Origin of the sequence: Streptomyces sp. NBC_01429 (assembly GCF_036231945.1) — a bacterium.
GTDB lineage: Bacteria > Actinomycetota > Actinomycetes > Streptomycetales > Streptomycetaceae > Streptomyces.
Genome location: NZ_CP109599.1, coordinates 2,427,270 through 2,442,629 on the forward strand (window position 1 = coordinate 2,427,270; position 15,360 = coordinate 2,442,629).

Sequence of the window (15,360 nt, forward strand, 5' to 3'; positions counted from 1 at the left end):
CGCGTGTGACACACCTCAACGGCCGCGGGCCGCGTCCCACCCCTGGGAAAGGGGTACGACACGGCCCGCGCCGGACGGCGGACCCGGGGTCAGCGCCGCGCGACCCCCTCGGCGCGCGCCGCCGCCGCGACCGCCGCCGTGACCGCCGGGGCGACCCGCTCGTCGAACGGCGAGGGGATGACGTAGTCCGCCGCCAGCTCGTCCCCGACCACGTCGGCCAGCGCGTTCGCCGCCGCGATCTTCATGGACTCGGTGATCCGGGAGGCCCGCACCTGGAGCGCGCCCGCGAAGATGCCCGGGAAGGCGAGCACGTTGTTGATCTGGTTCGGGTAGTCGGAGCGTCCGGTGGCCACCACCGCCGCGTACCGGTGCGCGATGTCCGGGTGCACCTCGGGGTTGGGGTTGGCCATCGCGAAGACGAACGCCCCCGGCGCCATCGAGGCGATCGCGGGCTCCGGGACCGTACCGCCGGACACCCCGATGAAGACGTCGGCGCCGGAGAGCGCGGTCTCCAGCGAACCGGAGAGCCCGGCGCGGTTGGTGAGCGCCGCCAGCTCGCGCTTGACGTCCGTCAGGTCGTCGCGGTCGGCGCTGACGATGCCCTTGCGGTCCGCCACGGCCACATCGCCGAGCCCGGCCGCCAGCAGGAACTTGGCGATGGCGACCCCGGCCGCGCCCGCCCCCGAGATGACCGCGCGCAGCTCGCCGAGGGTCCGGCCGGTCAGCTTCGCCGCGTTGCGCAGGGCGGCGAGGGTGACGACGGCCGTGCCGTGCTGGTCGTCGTGGAAGACGGGGATGTCGAGGCGCTCCTGGAGCCTGCGCTCGATCTCGAAGCATCGCGGCGCCGCGATGTCCTCCAGATTGACGCCCCCGAAGGAGGGCGCGAGCCGGACGACGGTCTCGATGATCTCGTCCGTGTCCGTGGTGGCGAGCGCGAGCGGCACCGCGTCGACGCCGCCGAACTGCTTGAAGAGGATCGCCTTGCCCTCCATCACGGGCAGCGACGCCTCGGGGCCGATGTCACCGAGTCCCAGCACCGCCGTACCGTCCGTCACGACGGCCACGACCTGCGACTTCCAGGTGTAGTCGTGCACCAGCTCGGGCCGCTCCGCGATCGCGCTGCACACCTTGGCGACGCCGGGCGTGTACGCGAGGGACAGGTCGTCCTTGTCCCGCACCGGGACCGTGGCCCTGATGGCCATCTTGCCGCCGCGGTGGAGCGCGAAGGCCGGATCGAAGGGCTCGTCCACGCCGTTGCCGGCGTCTGCCGTGCCGTGCGTCGCGCTGTCCTGAGCACTGTTGTGAGCGCTGCCCCGAGTACTGCTGTCGTGAGCACTGCCGTGAGCACTGTCGCTGCGAGGATTGACGATCTCCGCTGCCATGTAGATGACCCCTTAAGTCTTCATCAGTTGAGGGTGTCCACTCCTGGTTGAGGAGGGGTGGGCGGGCATCGCGTTCGCTCCCCGCGTCGCGGTTGGGCCGCCCGGCAGGGATGTATACGTACGCGCGGGCGCGCCGCACACGCGCCCGGAGCCCCGGATGAGGGGTGTAATCGTCCTTCATACCGGACGGACCGCATCGTTCACGAGTCCATTCCCTCCGGTGATCGACGGTTGATCCACGGATGATTCCGACAGCGATTCCCGCGGTGAGATGACTCATAGCAGAGCAATTCGGACGCATCCGGTAAGCGCCATGATTCACACCCAAGGAGGGAAACGGACCGGAGATCCTCCGGCCGGAAGAAGGCATTCCCACAGATGGTCCGGATTGATGTACCGCCACGCAGGGGTCGGGGGGTGTCCCGTTACCCGATTTTGACATGCCCGGTCGCCTGAATGGGCCAGTCCAAATGGCAGGATGCCGTAATCACACTCGGTCGCGACACTCGAAGACGCGTGCTCGGCCACTTGGCAGCTCCCTCACCCGCCGGAGGACCCTGATCATGACCGCACGCACCACCCGCCGTACGACCGCCGCGAAGTCCCGGATCGCCGCGGCCGGCGCGATCGTGGTCGCCGGCACACTGCTGCTGACCGCCTGCGGTGACCAGACCCAGAGCGGCGAGAAGTCCTCGGAATCCACGAAGGCGCCCCTCTTCGACCAGCTGCCCAAGGCCATCCAGGACAAGGGCGTCATCAAGGTCGGCTCGGACATCTCGTATGCCCCGGTCGAATTCAAGGACAAGTCCGGCAAGACGGTGGGTATCGACCCGGACCTCGCGGACGCGCTCGGCAAGCAGCTCGGCGTCACGTTCGAGTTCGAGAACGGCACCTTCGACTCGCTGCTCACGGGCCTGCGCTCCAAGCGGTACGACATGGCCATGTCGGCCATGACGGACACCAAGGACCGCCAGGACGGGGTGGACAGCGACACCGGCAAGAAAGTCGGCGAGGGCGTCGACTTCGTCGACTACTTCACGGCCGGCGTCTCCCTGTACACGAAGAAGGGCGCGAACACCGGCATCACCACCTGGTCGGACGTCTGCGGCAAGAAGATCGTCGTCCAGCGCGCGACCGTCTCGGAGGACCTGGCCAAGTCCGAGAGCAAGAAGTGTACGAGCGCCGGGAAGGGCAAGATCTCCATCGAGTCGTTCGACAACGACCAGCAGGCGCAGACCCGGCTGCGCAGCGGTGGCGCCGTGGTCGGCTCCAGTGACGCCCCGGTCGCCGCCTACGCGGCCAAGACCTCGGGCGGCGGCAAGGACTTCGAGGTCGTCGGCGAGCAGGTCGAGGCCGCTCCGTACGGCATCGCCGTGGCGAAGGGCAGCCCGCTGGCGAAGGCGCTCAAGGACGCCATGGACGCGATCATCAAGAACGGCGAGTACTCGAAGGTTCTCGACAAGTGGGGCGCCGGCGAGGGCGCGGTGACGGAAGCCAAGATCAACGGTGGCTCCTGATCTGCCCGGCGAGGAAAGGCAGCTCTCGTGAGCGTTGAGATCGACAAGCCGAGCGGCCCCCAGGGCACGCCGTCCCCCGTCTCGGAACCCATCACGGCCATCCCCGTACGGCACTACGGGCGATACGTCTCCGCGGTGGTCGCCATCGCGCTGCTCTGCGCGATCGTCTACGCGTTCGCCCAGGGCAACATCAACTGGGGCGCCATCCCCGACTACTTCTTCGACGACCGCATCCTCGAGGGTGTGGGCCAGACCATGCTGCTCACGGTGGTCTCGATGCTGATCGGCGTCGTCGGCGGCATCGTGCTGGCGGTGATGCGGCTGTCGAAGAACCCGGTGATGTCCTCGATCGCCTGGTCGTACATCTGGTTCTTCCGCGGCACCCCGGTCCTGGTGCAGCTGATGGTCTGGTTCAACCTGGGGCTGGTCTTCGAGTACATCAACCTCGGACCGATCTACAAGGACTACTGGTCCAGCTTCATGACGCCCTTCCTGACGGCCCTGCTGGGTCTCGGGCTGAACGAGGCCGCCTACATGGCCGAGATCTGCCGGGCGGGCCTGCTGTCGGTCGACGAAGGCCAGACGGAGGCGTCGCACGCGCTGGGCATGAGCCACGCCAAGACGCTGCGCAGGATCGTGATCCCGCAGGCGATGCGGGTGGTCGTGCCGCCGACCGGCAACGAAGTCATCAACATGCTGAAGACGACCTCGCTGGTCTCGGCCGTCCAGTACTACGAACTGCTGCGGTACGCGCAGGACATCGGGCAGTCCTCCGGTGCCCCGGTGGAGATGCTCTTCCTCGCGGCGGCCTGGTACCTGGTCATGACGTCGGTGCTCTCCGTCGGCCAGTACTACCTGGAGCGCTACTACGCGCGGGGGTCCAGCCGGACCCTCCCGCCCTCCCCGCTCCAGCGCGTCCGCGCGAATCTGCTGTCCCTCGGCCGGCCCAAGGGAGGCATGGCATGACCGCGATGGTGAAGGCCGAGGGCGTCCACAAGTCCTTCGGCGCCGCCCACATCCTCAAGGGCATCGACCTGGAGGTAGCGCCGCGCGAGGTGTTCTGTCTGATCGGCCCGTCCGGTTCCGGCAAGTCCACCTTCCTGCGCTGCATCAACCACCTGGAGAAGATCAACTCCGGCCGGCTCTCGGTCGACGGCGAGCTGGTCGGCTACCGGCAGCGCGGCGACAAGCTGTACGAGCTGAAGGACGCCGAGGTCGCCAGGAAGCGCCGGGACATCGGCATGGTCTTCCAGCGCTTCAACCTCTTCCCGCACATGACGGCGATCGAGAACGTCATGGAGGCGCCGGTCCAGGTGCGCGGCGAGGCCAAGGCCGTGGCCAGGGCCCGCGCCGAACGGCTGCTGGACCGGGTGGGCCTGGCCGACAAGGCCGGCAACTACCCCTCGCAGCTCTCCGGCGGCCAGCAGCAGCGCGTGGCGATCGCCCGCGCGCTGGCGATGGAGCCGAAGCTCATGCTCTTCGACGAGCCGACGTCGGCGCTCGACCCGGAGCTGGTCGGCGATGTGCTGGACGTGATGCGCGGTCTCGCCGAGGACGGCATGACGATGATCGTCGTCACGCACGAGATGGGCTTCGCGCGGGAGGTCGGCGACGCGCTGGTCTTCATGGACGACGGCGTGGTGGTCGAGTCGGGCCATCCCCGGGACGTACTGACCGACCCGCAGCACGACCGTACGAAGTCGTTCCTCTCCAAGGTGCTGTGATCGCGGGTCCCGCCAGGGGCCTCGCGACCGGGGGCGCGGCGGGAGCGGTGAGGGGCGGTACGGTTGCGGCCGTACCGCCCGGAACACCCCTCCCGCCGTGCCTACTTCAGGGCGAGGACGAGCGAGTCGGAGGGCGAGGACCACACGCCGCGCGCCTCCGCGAAGCCCGCCGCGCGCAGCGTCCGTACGTGCCACTCCAGGGACGGCGTATCGCCCTCGGCGTGCTCGCCGTAGATCCTGAACCGCTCGGCGGTCGGCCCGGCGAGGACCGGGTCCCTGCCCACCAGCTCCCACCACTCGGCCCAGTCGACGGCGCCGGCCGCCTTCGCGCGGTCCATGGCGGCGTGCCGGTGGGCCCGTTCGGCGGCGTTGATCCGGGGCGTGGCGTCGTGGCGCATATGGTCGGCGTTCATGAAGACGCCCCCGTCAGCGACCAGAGCGCCGAGCTGCCCGTACAGCGCGGCGAGCGGTTCCTCGTGGAGCCAGTGCAGGGCGGTGGCGGTGAGTACCGCGTCGTACGAGCGGTGCGGCAGCAGCTCCGTCCACCCCGGGTCCTTGAGGTCGGCGGTCACGAGGGTGACGCGGTCGTCGCCGTCGAAGCAGCCGTGGGCGATGGTCAGGAGCGCGGGGTCGAGGTCGACGCCGGTGCTGGTGGCGCGGGGGAAGCGGCGCAGCAGCCGGTCCGTGATGCTGCCCGTGCCGCAGGCGAGGTCGAGCACCCGGGGCGCGGGGCCGACGAGGGCCTCCACCATGTCCAGCATGACCCGGAAGCGGTCCTCGCGGTCCGGCAGGTACCACTCCTGCTGCCGGTCCCAGCTGTCCTGCCAGGCGCGCCAGTCGGGAGCGGCCCCGGCGCCGATGTCCGTACCGGTCCCCGCGCCGATGTCCGTCTCCGCCACGAAACCCACCTCCGTAATACCCTAAGAGCAGAACCAGCCATTACCGTTTTCGACGAAACCGACCCTAGACCGCTTCCGTAAGGACTACAAGTGGAACTGGCCTCTTACTCGGACTATGCCGTACGTCTGGTCAACACCGAGGAACCGGCCCGCGGCACGGATACCCTGACCTCGGTCGACACCGTCCGCTCCCTCTTCGGCCCCAGCTCCCAGGCGGCCCGCCGCGCCACCGACGCGGATGTCACCCGCTTCCGGTCGGTACGGTCCCGGCTGCGCGCGGTCTTCACCGCCGCCGACTCGGGCGAGGCCACCCTGGCGGTGGACATGCTGAACTCGCTGCTGCTGGAGTTCCCCGTCAGCCCGCAGATCTCGGGCCACGACTTCCTGGACGACGAGGGCCACCCGCGCTGGCACCTGCACCTCGCGGACCACCCGTCCAACGCGACGGCCGGCTACGCGGCGACGGCGGCGATGGGGCTCGCGTTCCACCTCACGGAGTACGGGGTGGACCGGCTCGGCCTGTGCCAGGCGGCGCCGTGCCGCAACGCGTACCTCGACACCTCCACCAACCGCTCGCGCCGCTACTGCTCCGACCGCTGCGCGACCCGGGCCAACGTCGCCGCCTACCGGGCCCGCAAGCGCCTGGAGACCGAGCGCTCGGCCGCCACCGGCCGCAGCGCGGACACCAGCCAGGAGACCACAGCGCGCGGCCGCCGCTGATCGCCCAGCGGCCGGTAGCGCGCCCTGACCCGCCCCAGCAGCAATTCCTCGGGGACCGCCCCGAACACCCGGCTGTCCCCCTCGGCCCCCGGATTGTCCCCGAGCACCCACCATCCGCCGTCGCGTCGCTCGATCAGCCGCTTCACGATGAGCAGATCCTGCTGCAACGGGTGTCTGAGCACCGCCACATCGCCCGGCCGCACCGCGGCGCGGTAGTGGACGAGGAGCTGATCGCCGTGCTTGAGCGTGGGATACATGGAGGGACCCCGCACCTCGGCGATCCCCAGCCTTGCCCCCGGCTCCCGCCCGTCCTCCGTCATCCGCCACCTCCGCTCCCACGGTACGGGGTGCCATGGTCCCGTACCGGCCCCGTACTTTCGTCCTAAGCCCCAGGGGGCACACGCGAAAAGGCTCTTCTCACGGAGTAATGTCCCACCTGAGAAGACGATCACGAGGAAGGACAGCTCCATGCTTTCCCGCCTGTTTGCCCCCAAGGTCAAGGTCAGCGCCCACTGCGACCTCCCCTGCGGCGTGTACGACCCGGCCCAGGCCCGTATCGAGGCCGAGTCGGTCAAGGCCGTCCAGGAGAAGATGCAGGGCAACGACGACGCCCACTTCCAGGCGCGCGCCACGGTCATCAAGGAGCAGCGCGCCGAGCTGGCCAAGCACCACGTTTCGGTGCTCTGGAGCGACTACTTCAAGCCGCCGCACTTCGAGAAGTACCCGGAGCTGCACCAGCTGGTCAACGACACCCTGAAGGCGCTGTCGACCGCCAAGGGCTCCACGGACCCGGCGACGGGCCAGAAGGCCCTGGACTACATCGCCCAGATCGACAAGATCTTCTGGGAGACCAAGAAGGCTTGATCTCTGGCTAGGCCGTCTGACCTGCGGTTTCGCTGGTCATGTCGCCTACCGGTCCGCACCCGGTCCGCAGGCCGCCGAGAACGGCGTCCATGACGGTCCGGGTGCGGTCGTTTTCGCCCGGCCACAGGTGCGCGTAGATCCGCAGGGTGATGACGGCGGACGCGTGGCCGAGGACCAGCTGCACCTGCTTGACGCTCGCCGTCGGCTGGATGGCCAGCGCCCCACTCCGTAGGCGTCCCTGCTCAGCGCCAACAGCGCCCTCCTCCCACCCGAGGAAGCCCGCCTTGCAATCCCAGCCTCGCCAAGTCGCCCAAATCTACTGAAGGTCTCACATGGCCTGACTCTTCCAGTGCCGCATCTGACAGAAGGTATCGAAGGCCAAAGGGTGATGCGGCCCCAGGATGCGAAACATGTCGGACAGCAGTTCCTCGTACGCGAGGACCGCTCCCGCAGACGGTGACGGGGGCCGCGCCGGGGTTCGTCGTCGCGACGGCCGCCGCCGTCGCGTTCGACCGCCACGAGCGGCGCGCGCCGGACCCGTTGCTGCCGCCCGGGGTGTTCGGGTCGACGGCCCTGACGGCGGGGCTCGGTGTGCTGGTGGCCGCGTCGGCGGCGCTGTTCGGGGCGCTGTTCCTCGGCACGTACTACTTGCGGGACGTCCTCGCGCTGGACCCGCTCGGCAGTGGGCTGCGCGCGCTGCCGCTGGCCGCCATGATGGTCCTCGCCGCGCCGGTCGCCCCCGTACCGCTGCGCGCGTGGGGTCCTCGCCGTACGACGGTGACGGGCATGGGCCTGGTCGCCCTCGGCACCTTTCTGCTCTCCCGTCTCGACCAGGCGTCGACGGTCCCGGCGATCGGGGGCTGTTTCCTCCTGCTGGGCGCCGGTTTCAGTACGGTGATGGTCACCGCGACGGCCGTCGTCGTGCGCCACGCGCCGGCCGGGGCCCCGGGGGTGGCGGGCGGACTCCAGCAGACCGCGCTGAACGTCGGCCCGGCGCTCGGGGTCGCCGCCGCGACCACGCTGATGGCCCTGACCGCGCCGCACTCCCCCACCGGCCGCCCGCCGGGCGCCGCCCACCGCTGGACCGACGCCGGCTTCCTCGCCGCGATGGGACCCGCGCTGACGGGCCTCGCCGTGGTCGCCGTCGCGGGGGCGCTCCTGGCGACGGGACTGCCGGGGCGGCCACCCCGGACTCACTCCCCGTCCGAAACGCGCCCCTCCACGCCCCCGTCCGTCCGCCCATCCGAAACGCGCCCGTCCGCGCGCCCGTCCGTCCGCCCGTCGCGCGGCCCGAAGGCGTCCAGGGCGTCGGCGTCGCTCGCGCGGGCGTGGAGGAAGTAGTCGGCCCACTCCGCGATGTCCGGATAGCCGGACGCCTCGGTCAGCGCGGCGATCGCCGCGTCGATGTCGAAGGCGGTGACCCGCAGTTCGACGCCGGGGCCGAGCATCGCCCAGTGCGCGCCCGGCCGCCCGTACGGCATGCCGACGCTGCCCGGGTTGACGACCTGGCGGCCGAGCGCGAGCCGTACGAAGGGCATGTGCGTATGGCCGCACACGACCGTACCGATGTCGTCGCCGAGCCCCTCGAAGACCTCGGCCCAGCGCGCGAGCCGGGAGTCCACCAGGACGACCTCCTCGTCGTCGCGCGGGGTCGCGTGGCAGAACAGCACCTGCCCCAGCCCCGCGACCCGCAGATACCGGGTGCGCGGCAGCCCGGCCAGCAGGGCCACCTGCTCGTCGCGCAGTTGGCCGGCGGCCCAGGTCGCGATGGCGTCCGGGACGGTGGGGATCCGGCCCGCGCGCAGCTCGACGAGTTCGCGGTCGGCGTTCCCGCCGATCAGTACGGCCCGGTCCCCCAGCGCCGCCAGCCGGTCGAGCACCTCCACCGGCTGCGGGCCCGCCGCGATGTCGCCGGTGATCAGGATCCGGTCGGCCGCGGCGACGTCCGGTTCGGCGAGCACCGCGTCCAGGGCGGGCAGGACCCCGTGGATGTCGGAGAGAACGGCGACCCGGCCCGGTGATGTCGGCATACGTCCCACATTCCTTCACTCCTCGTCGTCCCGCCGTACCCATTCCACTCCTGCCGGCGCGGATCCGCGCCCCGTGCGCCGACGGTCCGCCGCGTCAGCGCTCCGCCGGTACCTCCGCCACGGCCGTGATCTCGACCAGCTGGCCCGTGTACCCCAGGCAGGCCACCCCGAGCAGCGTGGACGTGTGCGGGCCGGCGCTCAGACCGCCCGCGCGGACCACCTCCCAGACCCGGCTGAGGTCCGCCGGGTCGCTCGTCGCCACGGACACCGTGGTCGCCACGACATCGCCCGGCCCGCAGCCGACGGCCGCCAGCGCGTCCGCCAGATTGGCGAGCACCTGCTCGGTCTGCGCGACGAAGTCGTCAGCGCCCACGAGTTTGCCGTCCCCGTCCAGCGGCACGGACCCGGCCAGAAAGGCCAGGCGCCGGCCCGTCTCGACGACCGCCACGTGCGCGTAGTCCGGCGGGGGAAACAGACCGGGGACGGTCATACGGTGGGCCATCTCAGCGCTCCTTAAGCTGTCTACCCGCTCATACGGCCGCGAGCCGCCGCTTGCTCAGTCACACCGACAGCCACACCGATCAGGACCGGATACGACCGGAGCCCGACGCCCGCCGCGGGGCGCCGCTCCCCGCCGTACGACCACCACCGCCGTCAGTCCGACGGCGAGCCCCAGGGCCGTCCACACGCCGAAGGGCTCGCCGAACAGCGTCGCGCCCCAGACGGACGTGACCGGCGCCATCAGGAACATCAGGGTGTTCACCTCGGTCACCCCGGAGCGCCGCATGATCGCCCAGTAGAGCCCGTATCCACCGAAGGTCGGGAGCACGACGAGCCAGCCGACCGACACCCAGAACGACATCTGCGCGGGCGGCGCCGCCGCGCCGGAGAACGCCGCGAGCGCCGTGAAGACGACGGCGCTGGTGGCGCAGTGGATGGTCATCGCGACCGACGGCGCGGTACGGGTACGGGAGCGCCCCTCCAGGAAGGTCGCCGCGACCAGCGAGAACATCCCGAGGAACGGCACCGCGTACGCCCAGGGCGGCACACCCCCGGTGCCCGGCGCCGTCGCGTCGGCGACGGTGACGACTCCCGCTCCGGCCACGCCGAGGGCCAGGCCGACCCACTGCCGCCCGGAGACGTACTGCCGGAGCAGCGGCCCGGCCAGCGCGCCCGCGACGAGCGGCTGGGTGCCGTCGATCAGCGCGGTCGTGCCGCTGGAGACGCCGAGCTGGATCGCGTAGTAGACGGTGAGCAGGTAGCCGCTCTGCGACAGGATGCCGATCGCCGCCTGCCGGAGCACGTCGCGCGCGGTCAGTCCGCGCCAGGCGGACCGGGTCAGTGCGACGGCGACGATCGCGAGGGCGACGGCCGCGGGCAGGAACCGCCACATCAGGATCGTCACCGCGTCGGCGCTGCCCGCCCCGAGCTTGGCCCCGATGAAGCCGGAGCTCCAGCAGAGCACGAAGGCGGCGGCCAGGAGGAGGTTCATCCGGCGTCACCGCCGGGCCCGGTGGATGTAGTGCGACTCACAGGTATACAGATCGGTTTACTCACGCCCTCGACTATACAGATCGGTATAGTGAACGCATGCGCAGCACAGCGGCAAAACCCGCACACCGGCCGGGACCGCACCGCGTCACCCTCACCCCCGGCGCCCGCCGCGTCCTGGAGGCCGCTTCCCGGCTGTTCTACGAGCGCGGCATCCACGCGGTCGGGGTGGATCTGATCGCCGCCGAGGCCGGGGTGACGAAGAAGACGCTCTACGACCGCTTCGGCTCGAAGGACCAGCTCGTCGTGGAGTACCTCGCCGCCCGCGACGAGCGCTGGCGGGCCGTGCTCGCCACGTATCTGGAGCCGGAGGGGCCGCGGCCCACGCCCGAGGAGCGCGTGCGCGCGGTCTTCGACGCCTCGGGACGGTGGATGCGCGAGAACGGTGCGCGCGGATGCAGCATGATCAACGCGCGGGCCGAGATCGACGACCCGGCCCACCCCGCGTACGCCGTCATCACCGCGCAGAAAGCCTGGCTGCTGACGCTGTTCACCTCGCTCGTCCGCGAGCGGGGCGAGAAGGACGCGGGAGCGAAGACGGAGGCGGACCGGGACGCGGACCAGGACGCGGACGCGGACCGGCTCGCCCGTACGCTGATGCTCCTGCACGAGGGCGCCCTCGTCGCCCACGGCCTCGGCGTCTTCCCCGACCCGATCGGTCACGCCGGGGACCAGGCACAGGCCCTGCTCCGCACGACCGCCTGACGACGAAGGAGAGCCGGCCATGGTGCTGCGCGTACGGGGCGTGGCCCTGCCCGACGGCGAGGAGCGCTCGTTCTGGATCGACGGCGACCGGCTGCGCACCGATCCGGTACCCGGCGCCGAACTCGTCGTGGACGGCGGCTGGTTGCTGCCCGGACTGGTCGACGTGCACACCCACCCCGGTACGGAGCGCACCGACGAGCCCTTCGACGAGGGGGTGCTGCGCCGCCATCTGACGGACCACCGGGACGCGGGCGTGCTCCTGGTCCGTACGCCGGGCACAGCGGCGGCCCTGCCGGGGTGGGTCGACACGGACGAGGACCTGCCCCGGGTCCGCTCGGCGGGACGGTGGCTGGCGACGCCCGGCCGGTTCTTCCCCGGGCTGGGCCGTGACATCTCCGAGGACCAACTCGTCGCCGCCGCCGTGGAGGAGGCCGCCGCTGGCGGCTGGTGCAAGGTCGTCGGCGACTGGCGCTGGAACGAGCCGCCCGTGCCGCTCGGCCTGCTCACCGCGACGGTACGGGCCGTCCACGCCACCGGCGGCCGGGTCGCCGTGCACTGCCAGACGGCGGAGGGCAGCCGCAACGCCGTGCTGGCCGGGGCCGACAGTCTGGAGCACGGTATGCATCTCGACCGGGGGCTGCTGGACCTGATGGCCGAGCGGGGTACGGCGCTGGTGCCGACGCTCAGCGTCTTCGCGGCGAGCGCGCGCGGGCACTACGCGGCCGAGCACGACGCCCGCCGCGCGGACTGGCTCGCGGGCTGGGAGGCGCTGCCCGGTACGGTACGGGCCGCCCACGAGGCGGGCGTCACCGTGCTGGCCGGTACGGACAGCCACCCCTGCGGGACCGTCGCCGCCGAGGCCGACTGGCTGGCCCGCGCCGGGCTGCCGCCCGAGGCCGCCCTCGGCGCGGCGTCCTGGACGGCCCGCGACTGGCTGGGGCTGCCGGGGCTGACCGAGGGCGCTCCGGCGGACATCGTGGCGTACGACAGGAACCCGCTCCTGGACCCGTCGGTCCTGGCGCACCCGAGCCGGATCATCCTCAAGGGCCGGGTGGTGGCCTGACGGGGCTTCAGCGGGCCGTAGCGCTCCGGCTCGGGACGCCCCGGCCCGGGACGGCTCGGCTCGGGACGGCCGCCCCGGGACCGCACGGGCCAGGGGCGGCAGGGTGGCAGGGCGTGGCGGTAAAGCGGCTCGCTCAGGCCGCCGGAGCGTGCAGCAGCGGGCTCTTGTGGCGCGCCAGCCAGCTGCGGTAGCCCTCCGCCCGCAGCGCCGCCTCCCGGTACGCCGCCTCCAGATCGGCGAAGACCCCGGCGTGCCCGGCGCCCCCGGCGCCCACCGCCGCCTCGGCCGCCCCAGCCGCCTCCGCCCCCACCACCGCTTCCGTCCCCTCCGCTGCCTCCGCTCCCGCCGCCCCGACGACGCCCCCGCCGCCGTCCGGCCGGGTGAACAGCAGCAGCCGTACCGCGAGCGGATCGTCCCGCAGCGGCCTGATCACCATGTCGTCGCGCGGCGCCGAGGTGGGCTGGCAGGGGGCGACCGCCTCACCGACCGCGATCAGCGACGCGGCCGTGACGTAATCCCCGTGCAGAACGGGCGGGTTGAGCCCGGCCTCGCCCAGCACCCGGCGCAGTCCGTCCCATTCGCCGTCCACGGTCGGGTCGACCATCCAGCGGTCCCCGGCGAGGTCCGCGAGATCCACCACCTGCATGGCGGCGGCGGGATGGTCCCTGGCCAGGGAGACGAACTGCGGTTCGCGTTCCACCAGCACCCGCCCGACCAGCCCCTCGGGCACCTCCAGCGGGCAGCCCTCGACCTCGTGCACGAAGGCCACGTCGAGCTGGTCGCTCGCGACCATCCGCAGCAGCGCGCCGGCCGACGCGTCCATCCGGAGCGTGATGTCCGTACCCGGCAGCCGGTGCCTGAGCCGGCGCAGCCAGCCCACCAGGGCGCGGCTCGCGGTCGAGCCGATCCGCAGCCGGGGGCCGCCGCCCCGGTCGGCCGCCGCGCGGGCCTCGGTGACCAGGGCGGCCATGCCGGAGACCAGCGGACGCGCCCGGCTCAGCACCGTGCGGCCCAGCGGGGTCGGGCGGCAGCCGGTGCGTTCGCGGGAGAACAGCTCGGCTCCCAGGGAGTTCTCGATCCGTCGCAGCTGTGTCGTCAGGGACGGCTGGCTCATCCCCAGCAGCCGGGCCGCCTTGTGCAGACTGCCGGCGTCGGCAATGGCACACAGGGCCCGCAGATGCCTTACCTCCAGCTCCATGCCCCGAAGAGTAGAGCGGGGTTCTCAGCCACACCAGATGGCCAAAACGCTCTAATTAGCGCCGCATTCGATGAAATACGGCCAGGGTGATGCGCTGGTGTTATCGGGAATTGACATCATCCGCACAGGGGCGGACTCATCGAGACTCTGCGGTACCGAACGCGCTTCATCGGACGCGTTCTCACCGGATGAGCAGGAGCCCCCCACATGACACACCAGAAGTCGGTGATTTCCGCGATCGCCGGAATTGGTCTGGCATTTGTCACGGCGGTCGGCGTCGCGCCCGCCGCCCACGCCACCGGCTCGGCCGCTGCCCCCACCAGCGCCCCCGCCACCTCGCACACCGCCCCGTACGCGGGCTACGAAGGCTCGAAGGCGGAGGCCGCGGGCAACCAGGCGTTCTTCGACGCCGTCCTCAAGTCGGTCGCCGAGAAGCGCGCGGCGAACCCCGGCATCCAGGCCGTCACCGTCGTCTACAACGCCTCGGCGGCGCCCACCTTCGCCAGCCAGATAGCCGCCAGCGCGTCGATCTGGAACAGCGCGGTCAGCAATGTGAAGCTCCAGTCCGGCAGCAACGCCGACTTCACCTACCGCGAGGGCAACGACTCGCGCGGTTCGTACGCGAGCACCAACGGCCACGGCCAGGGGTACATCTTCCTGGACTACGCCCAGAACCAGCAGTACAACTCGACCCGGGTCACGGCCCACGAGACCGGGCACGTGCTCGGCCTGCCGGACCACTACTCGGGTCCGTGCAGCGAGCTGATGTCGGGCGGCGGACCCGGCACGTCCTGCACGAACTCCCAGCCCGACGCGACCGAGCGCGCCCGCGTCAACACCCTGTGGGCGAACGGCCTCGCGGCGGCCATGGCCAAGGTGTCCTGACCCGCCACCCGGCTCGTTCGGATCGACCCGGCGTAAGCGGCCGGAAGGGGCGCCCCCGAAATATCCTCGGGTGCGCCCCTTCCCTTGTCCCCCTTGGTAACGTCGATCGGTGGACTTCCGTACGGAGATCGGCGCCTCGCCCCGGCGCGATCTCGACCGCAGCATCGAGGGCGATTTCGAGACACATCTGACGGTGCGGGCCGACCGGCGGGACCGGGCGGCGGCGCTCGGCGACTGGGCCGCCGCCCACGGCCTGCCGCTCAGCCATGTCGTTCTGGACCGCGGCCGCACCCCGTCCCGCCCGACGCTCACCCTGCGCGGCTCGGGCAGCCTGGACGGACAGCGCCGCGCCACCGAGGGGTGCGTCCAGCGCCTGGCGGAGGCCGGGTTCACGGTGGTCAGGACCAAACTGGTGGCGGCGCCCTGGAACGACGGCGTACCGCAGAACGACGCCGAGGCCGCCGCGCTCCCCGCACACTGCCGCTTCGAGCACCGCGTCACCCTGCGGCTGGCGATCCCGTACCACGCGGGCCGGCTGACGGCCGTCGTCGAGGAACACCGCGCCCACGTCTCCCGCGACGCGCGCCGGGCGCTGCCGGGCGGTGTGCAGGAGCGGGTGGTGACCCAGCACGTCGCGGGCGCGGGCCGGCCGGCGGCGCGGGCCAGGCTGGAGACGCTGCTCGACGCGCTGATCGACGCCGGGTTCCAACCTGCCGACACGCACGAGGAGTTCGTGCTGTACGACGACAACCCGGCGGCGGACGGCGGCTGGGTGGAGGAGTCGGCGGAGTAACGGTGCGGTGTCCTCTCCGTCCACGGGGG

Annotated in this window: 16 protein-coding genes and 2 pseudogenes; 10 read left to right on the plus strand and 8 right to left on the minus strand. The window is 71.6% G+C overall.

Translation table 11 applies throughout. From position 1 onward, the window contains the following. Positions 1-89: 89 nt before the first annotated feature. Positions 90-1,382 (minus strand): NAD(P)-dependent malic enzyme, encoded by a 1,293-nt coding sequence (locus OG627_RS10065; protein WP_329063564.1) that lies wholly within the window; start codon positions 1,380-1,382, stop codon positions 90-92. A gap of 563 nt (positions 1,383-1,945) precedes the next feature. Here OG627_RS10065 and OG627_RS10070 point away from each other — a divergent pair. From OG627_RS10070 to OG627_RS10080, 3 genes are read left to right on the plus strand one after another with little or no spacing between them, the layout of a single operon-like run. Continuing rightward, entirely contained in the window at positions 1,946-2,899 is a 954-nt protein-coding gene (locus OG627_RS10070; RefSeq protein ID WP_329063566.1) for an ABC transporter substrate-binding protein, read from the plus strand. A 27-nt stretch (positions 2,900-2,926) separates the two neighbouring features. Beyond that, positions 2,927-3,865 carry an amino acid ABC transporter permease gene (locus OG627_RS10075; RefSeq protein WP_329063569.1) on the plus strand — a complete coding sequence of 313 codons (939 nt, stop codon included), beginning with the start codon at positions 2,927-2,929 and terminating at the stop codon, positions 3,863-3,865. Continuing rightward, complete coding sequence (locus OG627_RS10080) at positions 3,862-4,623, plus strand: amino acid ABC transporter ATP-binding protein (protein WP_329063571.1); 762 nt, start codon at positions 3,862-3,864, stop codon at positions 4,621-4,623. Before OG627_RS10075 ends, OG627_RS10080 begins: the two co-directional genes overlap by 4 nt. A 101-nt stretch (positions 4,624-4,724) precedes the next feature. Here OG627_RS10080 and OG627_RS10085 read toward each other — a convergent pair whose 3' ends face one another. Further along, entirely contained in the window at positions 4,725-5,522 is a 798-nt protein-coding gene (locus tag OG627_RS10085) for a class I SAM-dependent methyltransferase (protein WP_329063573.1), read from the minus strand. Between the two features lie 90 nt (positions 5,523-5,612). Here OG627_RS10085 and OG627_RS10090 point away from each other — a divergent pair, with 90 nt between their 5' ends. Then, complete coding sequence (locus tag OG627_RS10090) at positions 5,613-6,242, plus strand: CGNR zinc finger domain-containing protein (protein ID WP_329063575.1); 630 nt, start codon at positions 5,613-5,615, stop codon at positions 6,240-6,242. Here OG627_RS10090 and sodX read toward each other — a convergent pair. Then, complete coding sequence (gene sodX / locus OG627_RS10095; RefSeq protein ID WP_329063578.1) at positions 6,146-6,562, minus strand: nickel-type superoxide dismutase maturation protease; 417 nt, start codon at positions 6,560-6,562, stop codon at positions 6,146-6,148. The two genes, OG627_RS10090 and sodX, sit on opposite strands and share 97 nt — an antisense overlap. A 148-nt stretch (positions 6,563-6,710) precedes the next feature. Between sodX and sodN the strand changes: the two genes are divergently transcribed. Then, a complete protein-coding gene (gene sodN / locus OG627_RS10100) occupies positions 6,711-7,106 on the plus strand; it encodes a superoxide dismutase, Ni (RefSeq protein ID WP_329063580.1) in 396 nt (131 codons plus the stop codon). A gap of 7 nt (positions 7,107-7,113) precedes the next feature. On the opposite strand, the pseudogene OG627_RS10105 reads toward sodN, so the two are convergent. Further along, positions 7,114-7,305 (minus strand): annotated as a pseudogene (locus OG627_RS10105) (tyrosine-type recombinase/integrase); the annotation flags it as partial. Positions 7,306-7,661: 356 nt separating this feature from the next. On the opposite strand from OG627_RS10105, the pseudogene OG627_RS10110 reads away from it, so the two are divergent. Next, positions 7,662-8,048: pseudogene (locus OG627_RS10110) on the plus strand (MFS transporter); the annotation flags it as partial. A gap of 251 nt (positions 8,049-8,299) precedes the next feature. Here OG627_RS10110 and OG627_RS10115 read toward each other — a convergent pair. The 3 genes from OG627_RS10115 to OG627_RS10125 all read right to left on the minus strand — a co-directional run bounded on the left by OG627_RS10115 (position 8,300) and on the right by OG627_RS10125 (position 10,628). After that, positions 8,300-9,136, minus strand: coding sequence for a metallophosphoesterase family protein (locus OG627_RS10115; protein ID WP_329063581.1), 837 nt, complete (start codon positions 9,134-9,136; stop codon positions 8,300-8,302). A gap of 94 nt (positions 9,137-9,230) precedes the next feature. After that, entirely contained in the window at positions 9,231-9,638 is a 408-nt protein-coding gene (locus OG627_RS10120; RefSeq protein WP_329063583.1) for a RidA family protein, read from the minus strand. Between the two features lie 54 nt (positions 9,639-9,692). Then, positions 9,693-10,628 carry a DMT family transporter gene (locus tag OG627_RS10125; RefSeq protein WP_329063585.1) on the minus strand — a complete coding sequence of 312 codons (936 nt, stop codon included), beginning with the start codon at positions 10,626-10,628 and terminating at the stop codon, positions 9,693-9,695. Between the two features lie 98 nt (positions 10,629-10,726). Between OG627_RS10125 and OG627_RS10130 the strand changes: the two genes are divergently transcribed. Together OG627_RS10130 and OG627_RS10135 are read left to right on the plus strand one after the other, a co-directional pair. Next, on the plus strand, positions 10,727-11,392 hold the full coding sequence (locus OG627_RS10130; protein WP_329063587.1) for a TetR/AcrR family transcriptional regulator: 666 nt from the start codon (positions 10,727-10,729) through the stop codon (positions 11,390-11,392). Positions 11,393-11,411: 19 nt separating this feature from the next. Further along, positions 11,412-12,455: an amidohydrolase family protein gene (locus OG627_RS10135; protein ID WP_329063589.1), complete on the plus strand. Its 1,044-nt coding sequence runs from the start codon at positions 11,412-11,414 to the stop codon at positions 12,453-12,455. Positions 12,456-12,588: 133 nt separating this feature from the next. On the opposite strand, the gene OG627_RS10140 is transcribed toward OG627_RS10135, so the two are convergent. Next, positions 12,589-13,653, minus strand: coding sequence for a LysR family transcriptional regulator (locus OG627_RS10140; RefSeq protein WP_329063591.1), 1,065 nt, complete (start codon positions 13,651-13,653; stop codon positions 12,589-12,591). 207 nt (positions 13,654-13,860) lie between these two features. Between OG627_RS10140 and snpA the strand changes: the two genes are divergently transcribed. Next, complete coding sequence (snpA, locus tag OG627_RS10145; protein WP_329063593.1) at positions 13,861-14,538, plus strand: snapalysin; 678 nt, start codon at positions 13,861-13,863, stop codon at positions 14,536-14,538. Between the two features lie 109 nt (positions 14,539-14,647). Beyond that, positions 14,648-15,331, plus strand: coding sequence for a hypothetical protein (locus OG627_RS10150; protein WP_329063595.1), 684 nt, complete (start codon positions 14,648-14,650; stop codon positions 15,329-15,331). Positions 15,332-15,360 lie beyond the last annotated feature (29 nt).

Coding starts and splice junctions, on each gene's coding strand:
- OG627_RS10065 (WP_329063564.1), bottom strand. CDS start 1,382: ATGGCAGCGGAGATCGTCAATCCTCGCAGCGACAGTGCTCACGGCAGT.
- OG627_RS10070 (WP_329063566.1), top strand. CDS start 1,946: ATGACCGCACGCACCACCCGCCGTACGACCGCCGCGAAGTCCCGGATC.
- OG627_RS10080 (WP_329063571.1), top strand. CDS start 3,862: ATGACCGCGATGGTGAAGGCCGAGGGCGTCCACAAGTCCTTCGGCGCC.
- sodX (WP_329063578.1), bottom strand. CDS start 6,562: ATGACGGAGGACGGGCGGGAGCCGGGGGCAAGGCTGGGGATCGCCGAG.
- sodN (WP_329063580.1), top strand. CDS start 6,711: ATGCTTTCCCGCCTGTTTGCCCCCAAGGTCAAGGTCAGCGCCCACTGC.
- OG627_RS10115 (WP_329063581.1), bottom strand. CDS start 9,136: ATGCCGACATCACCGGGCCGGGTCGCCGTTCTCTCCGACATCCACGGG.
- OG627_RS10120 (WP_329063583.1), bottom strand. CDS start 9,638: ATGGCCCACCGTATGACCGTCCCCGGTCTGTTTCCCCCGCCGGACTAC.
- OG627_RS10125 (WP_329063585.1), bottom strand. CDS start 10,628: ATGAACCTCCTCCTGGCCGCCGCCTTCGTGCTCTGCTGGAGCTCCGGC.
- OG627_RS10130 (WP_329063587.1), top strand. CDS start 10,727: ATGCGCAGCACAGCGGCAAAACCCGCACACCGGCCGGGACCGCACCGC.
- OG627_RS10135 (WP_329063589.1), top strand. CDS start 11,412: ATGGTGCTGCGCGTACGGGGCGTGGCCCTGCCCGACGGCGAGGAGCGC.
- OG627_RS10140 (WP_329063591.1), bottom strand. CDS start 13,653: ATGGAGCTGGAGGTAAGGCATCTGCGGGCCCTGTGTGCCATTGCCGAC.
- snpA (WP_329063593.1), top strand. CDS start 13,861: ATGACACACCAGAAGTCGGTGATTTCCGCGATCGCCGGAATTGGTCTG.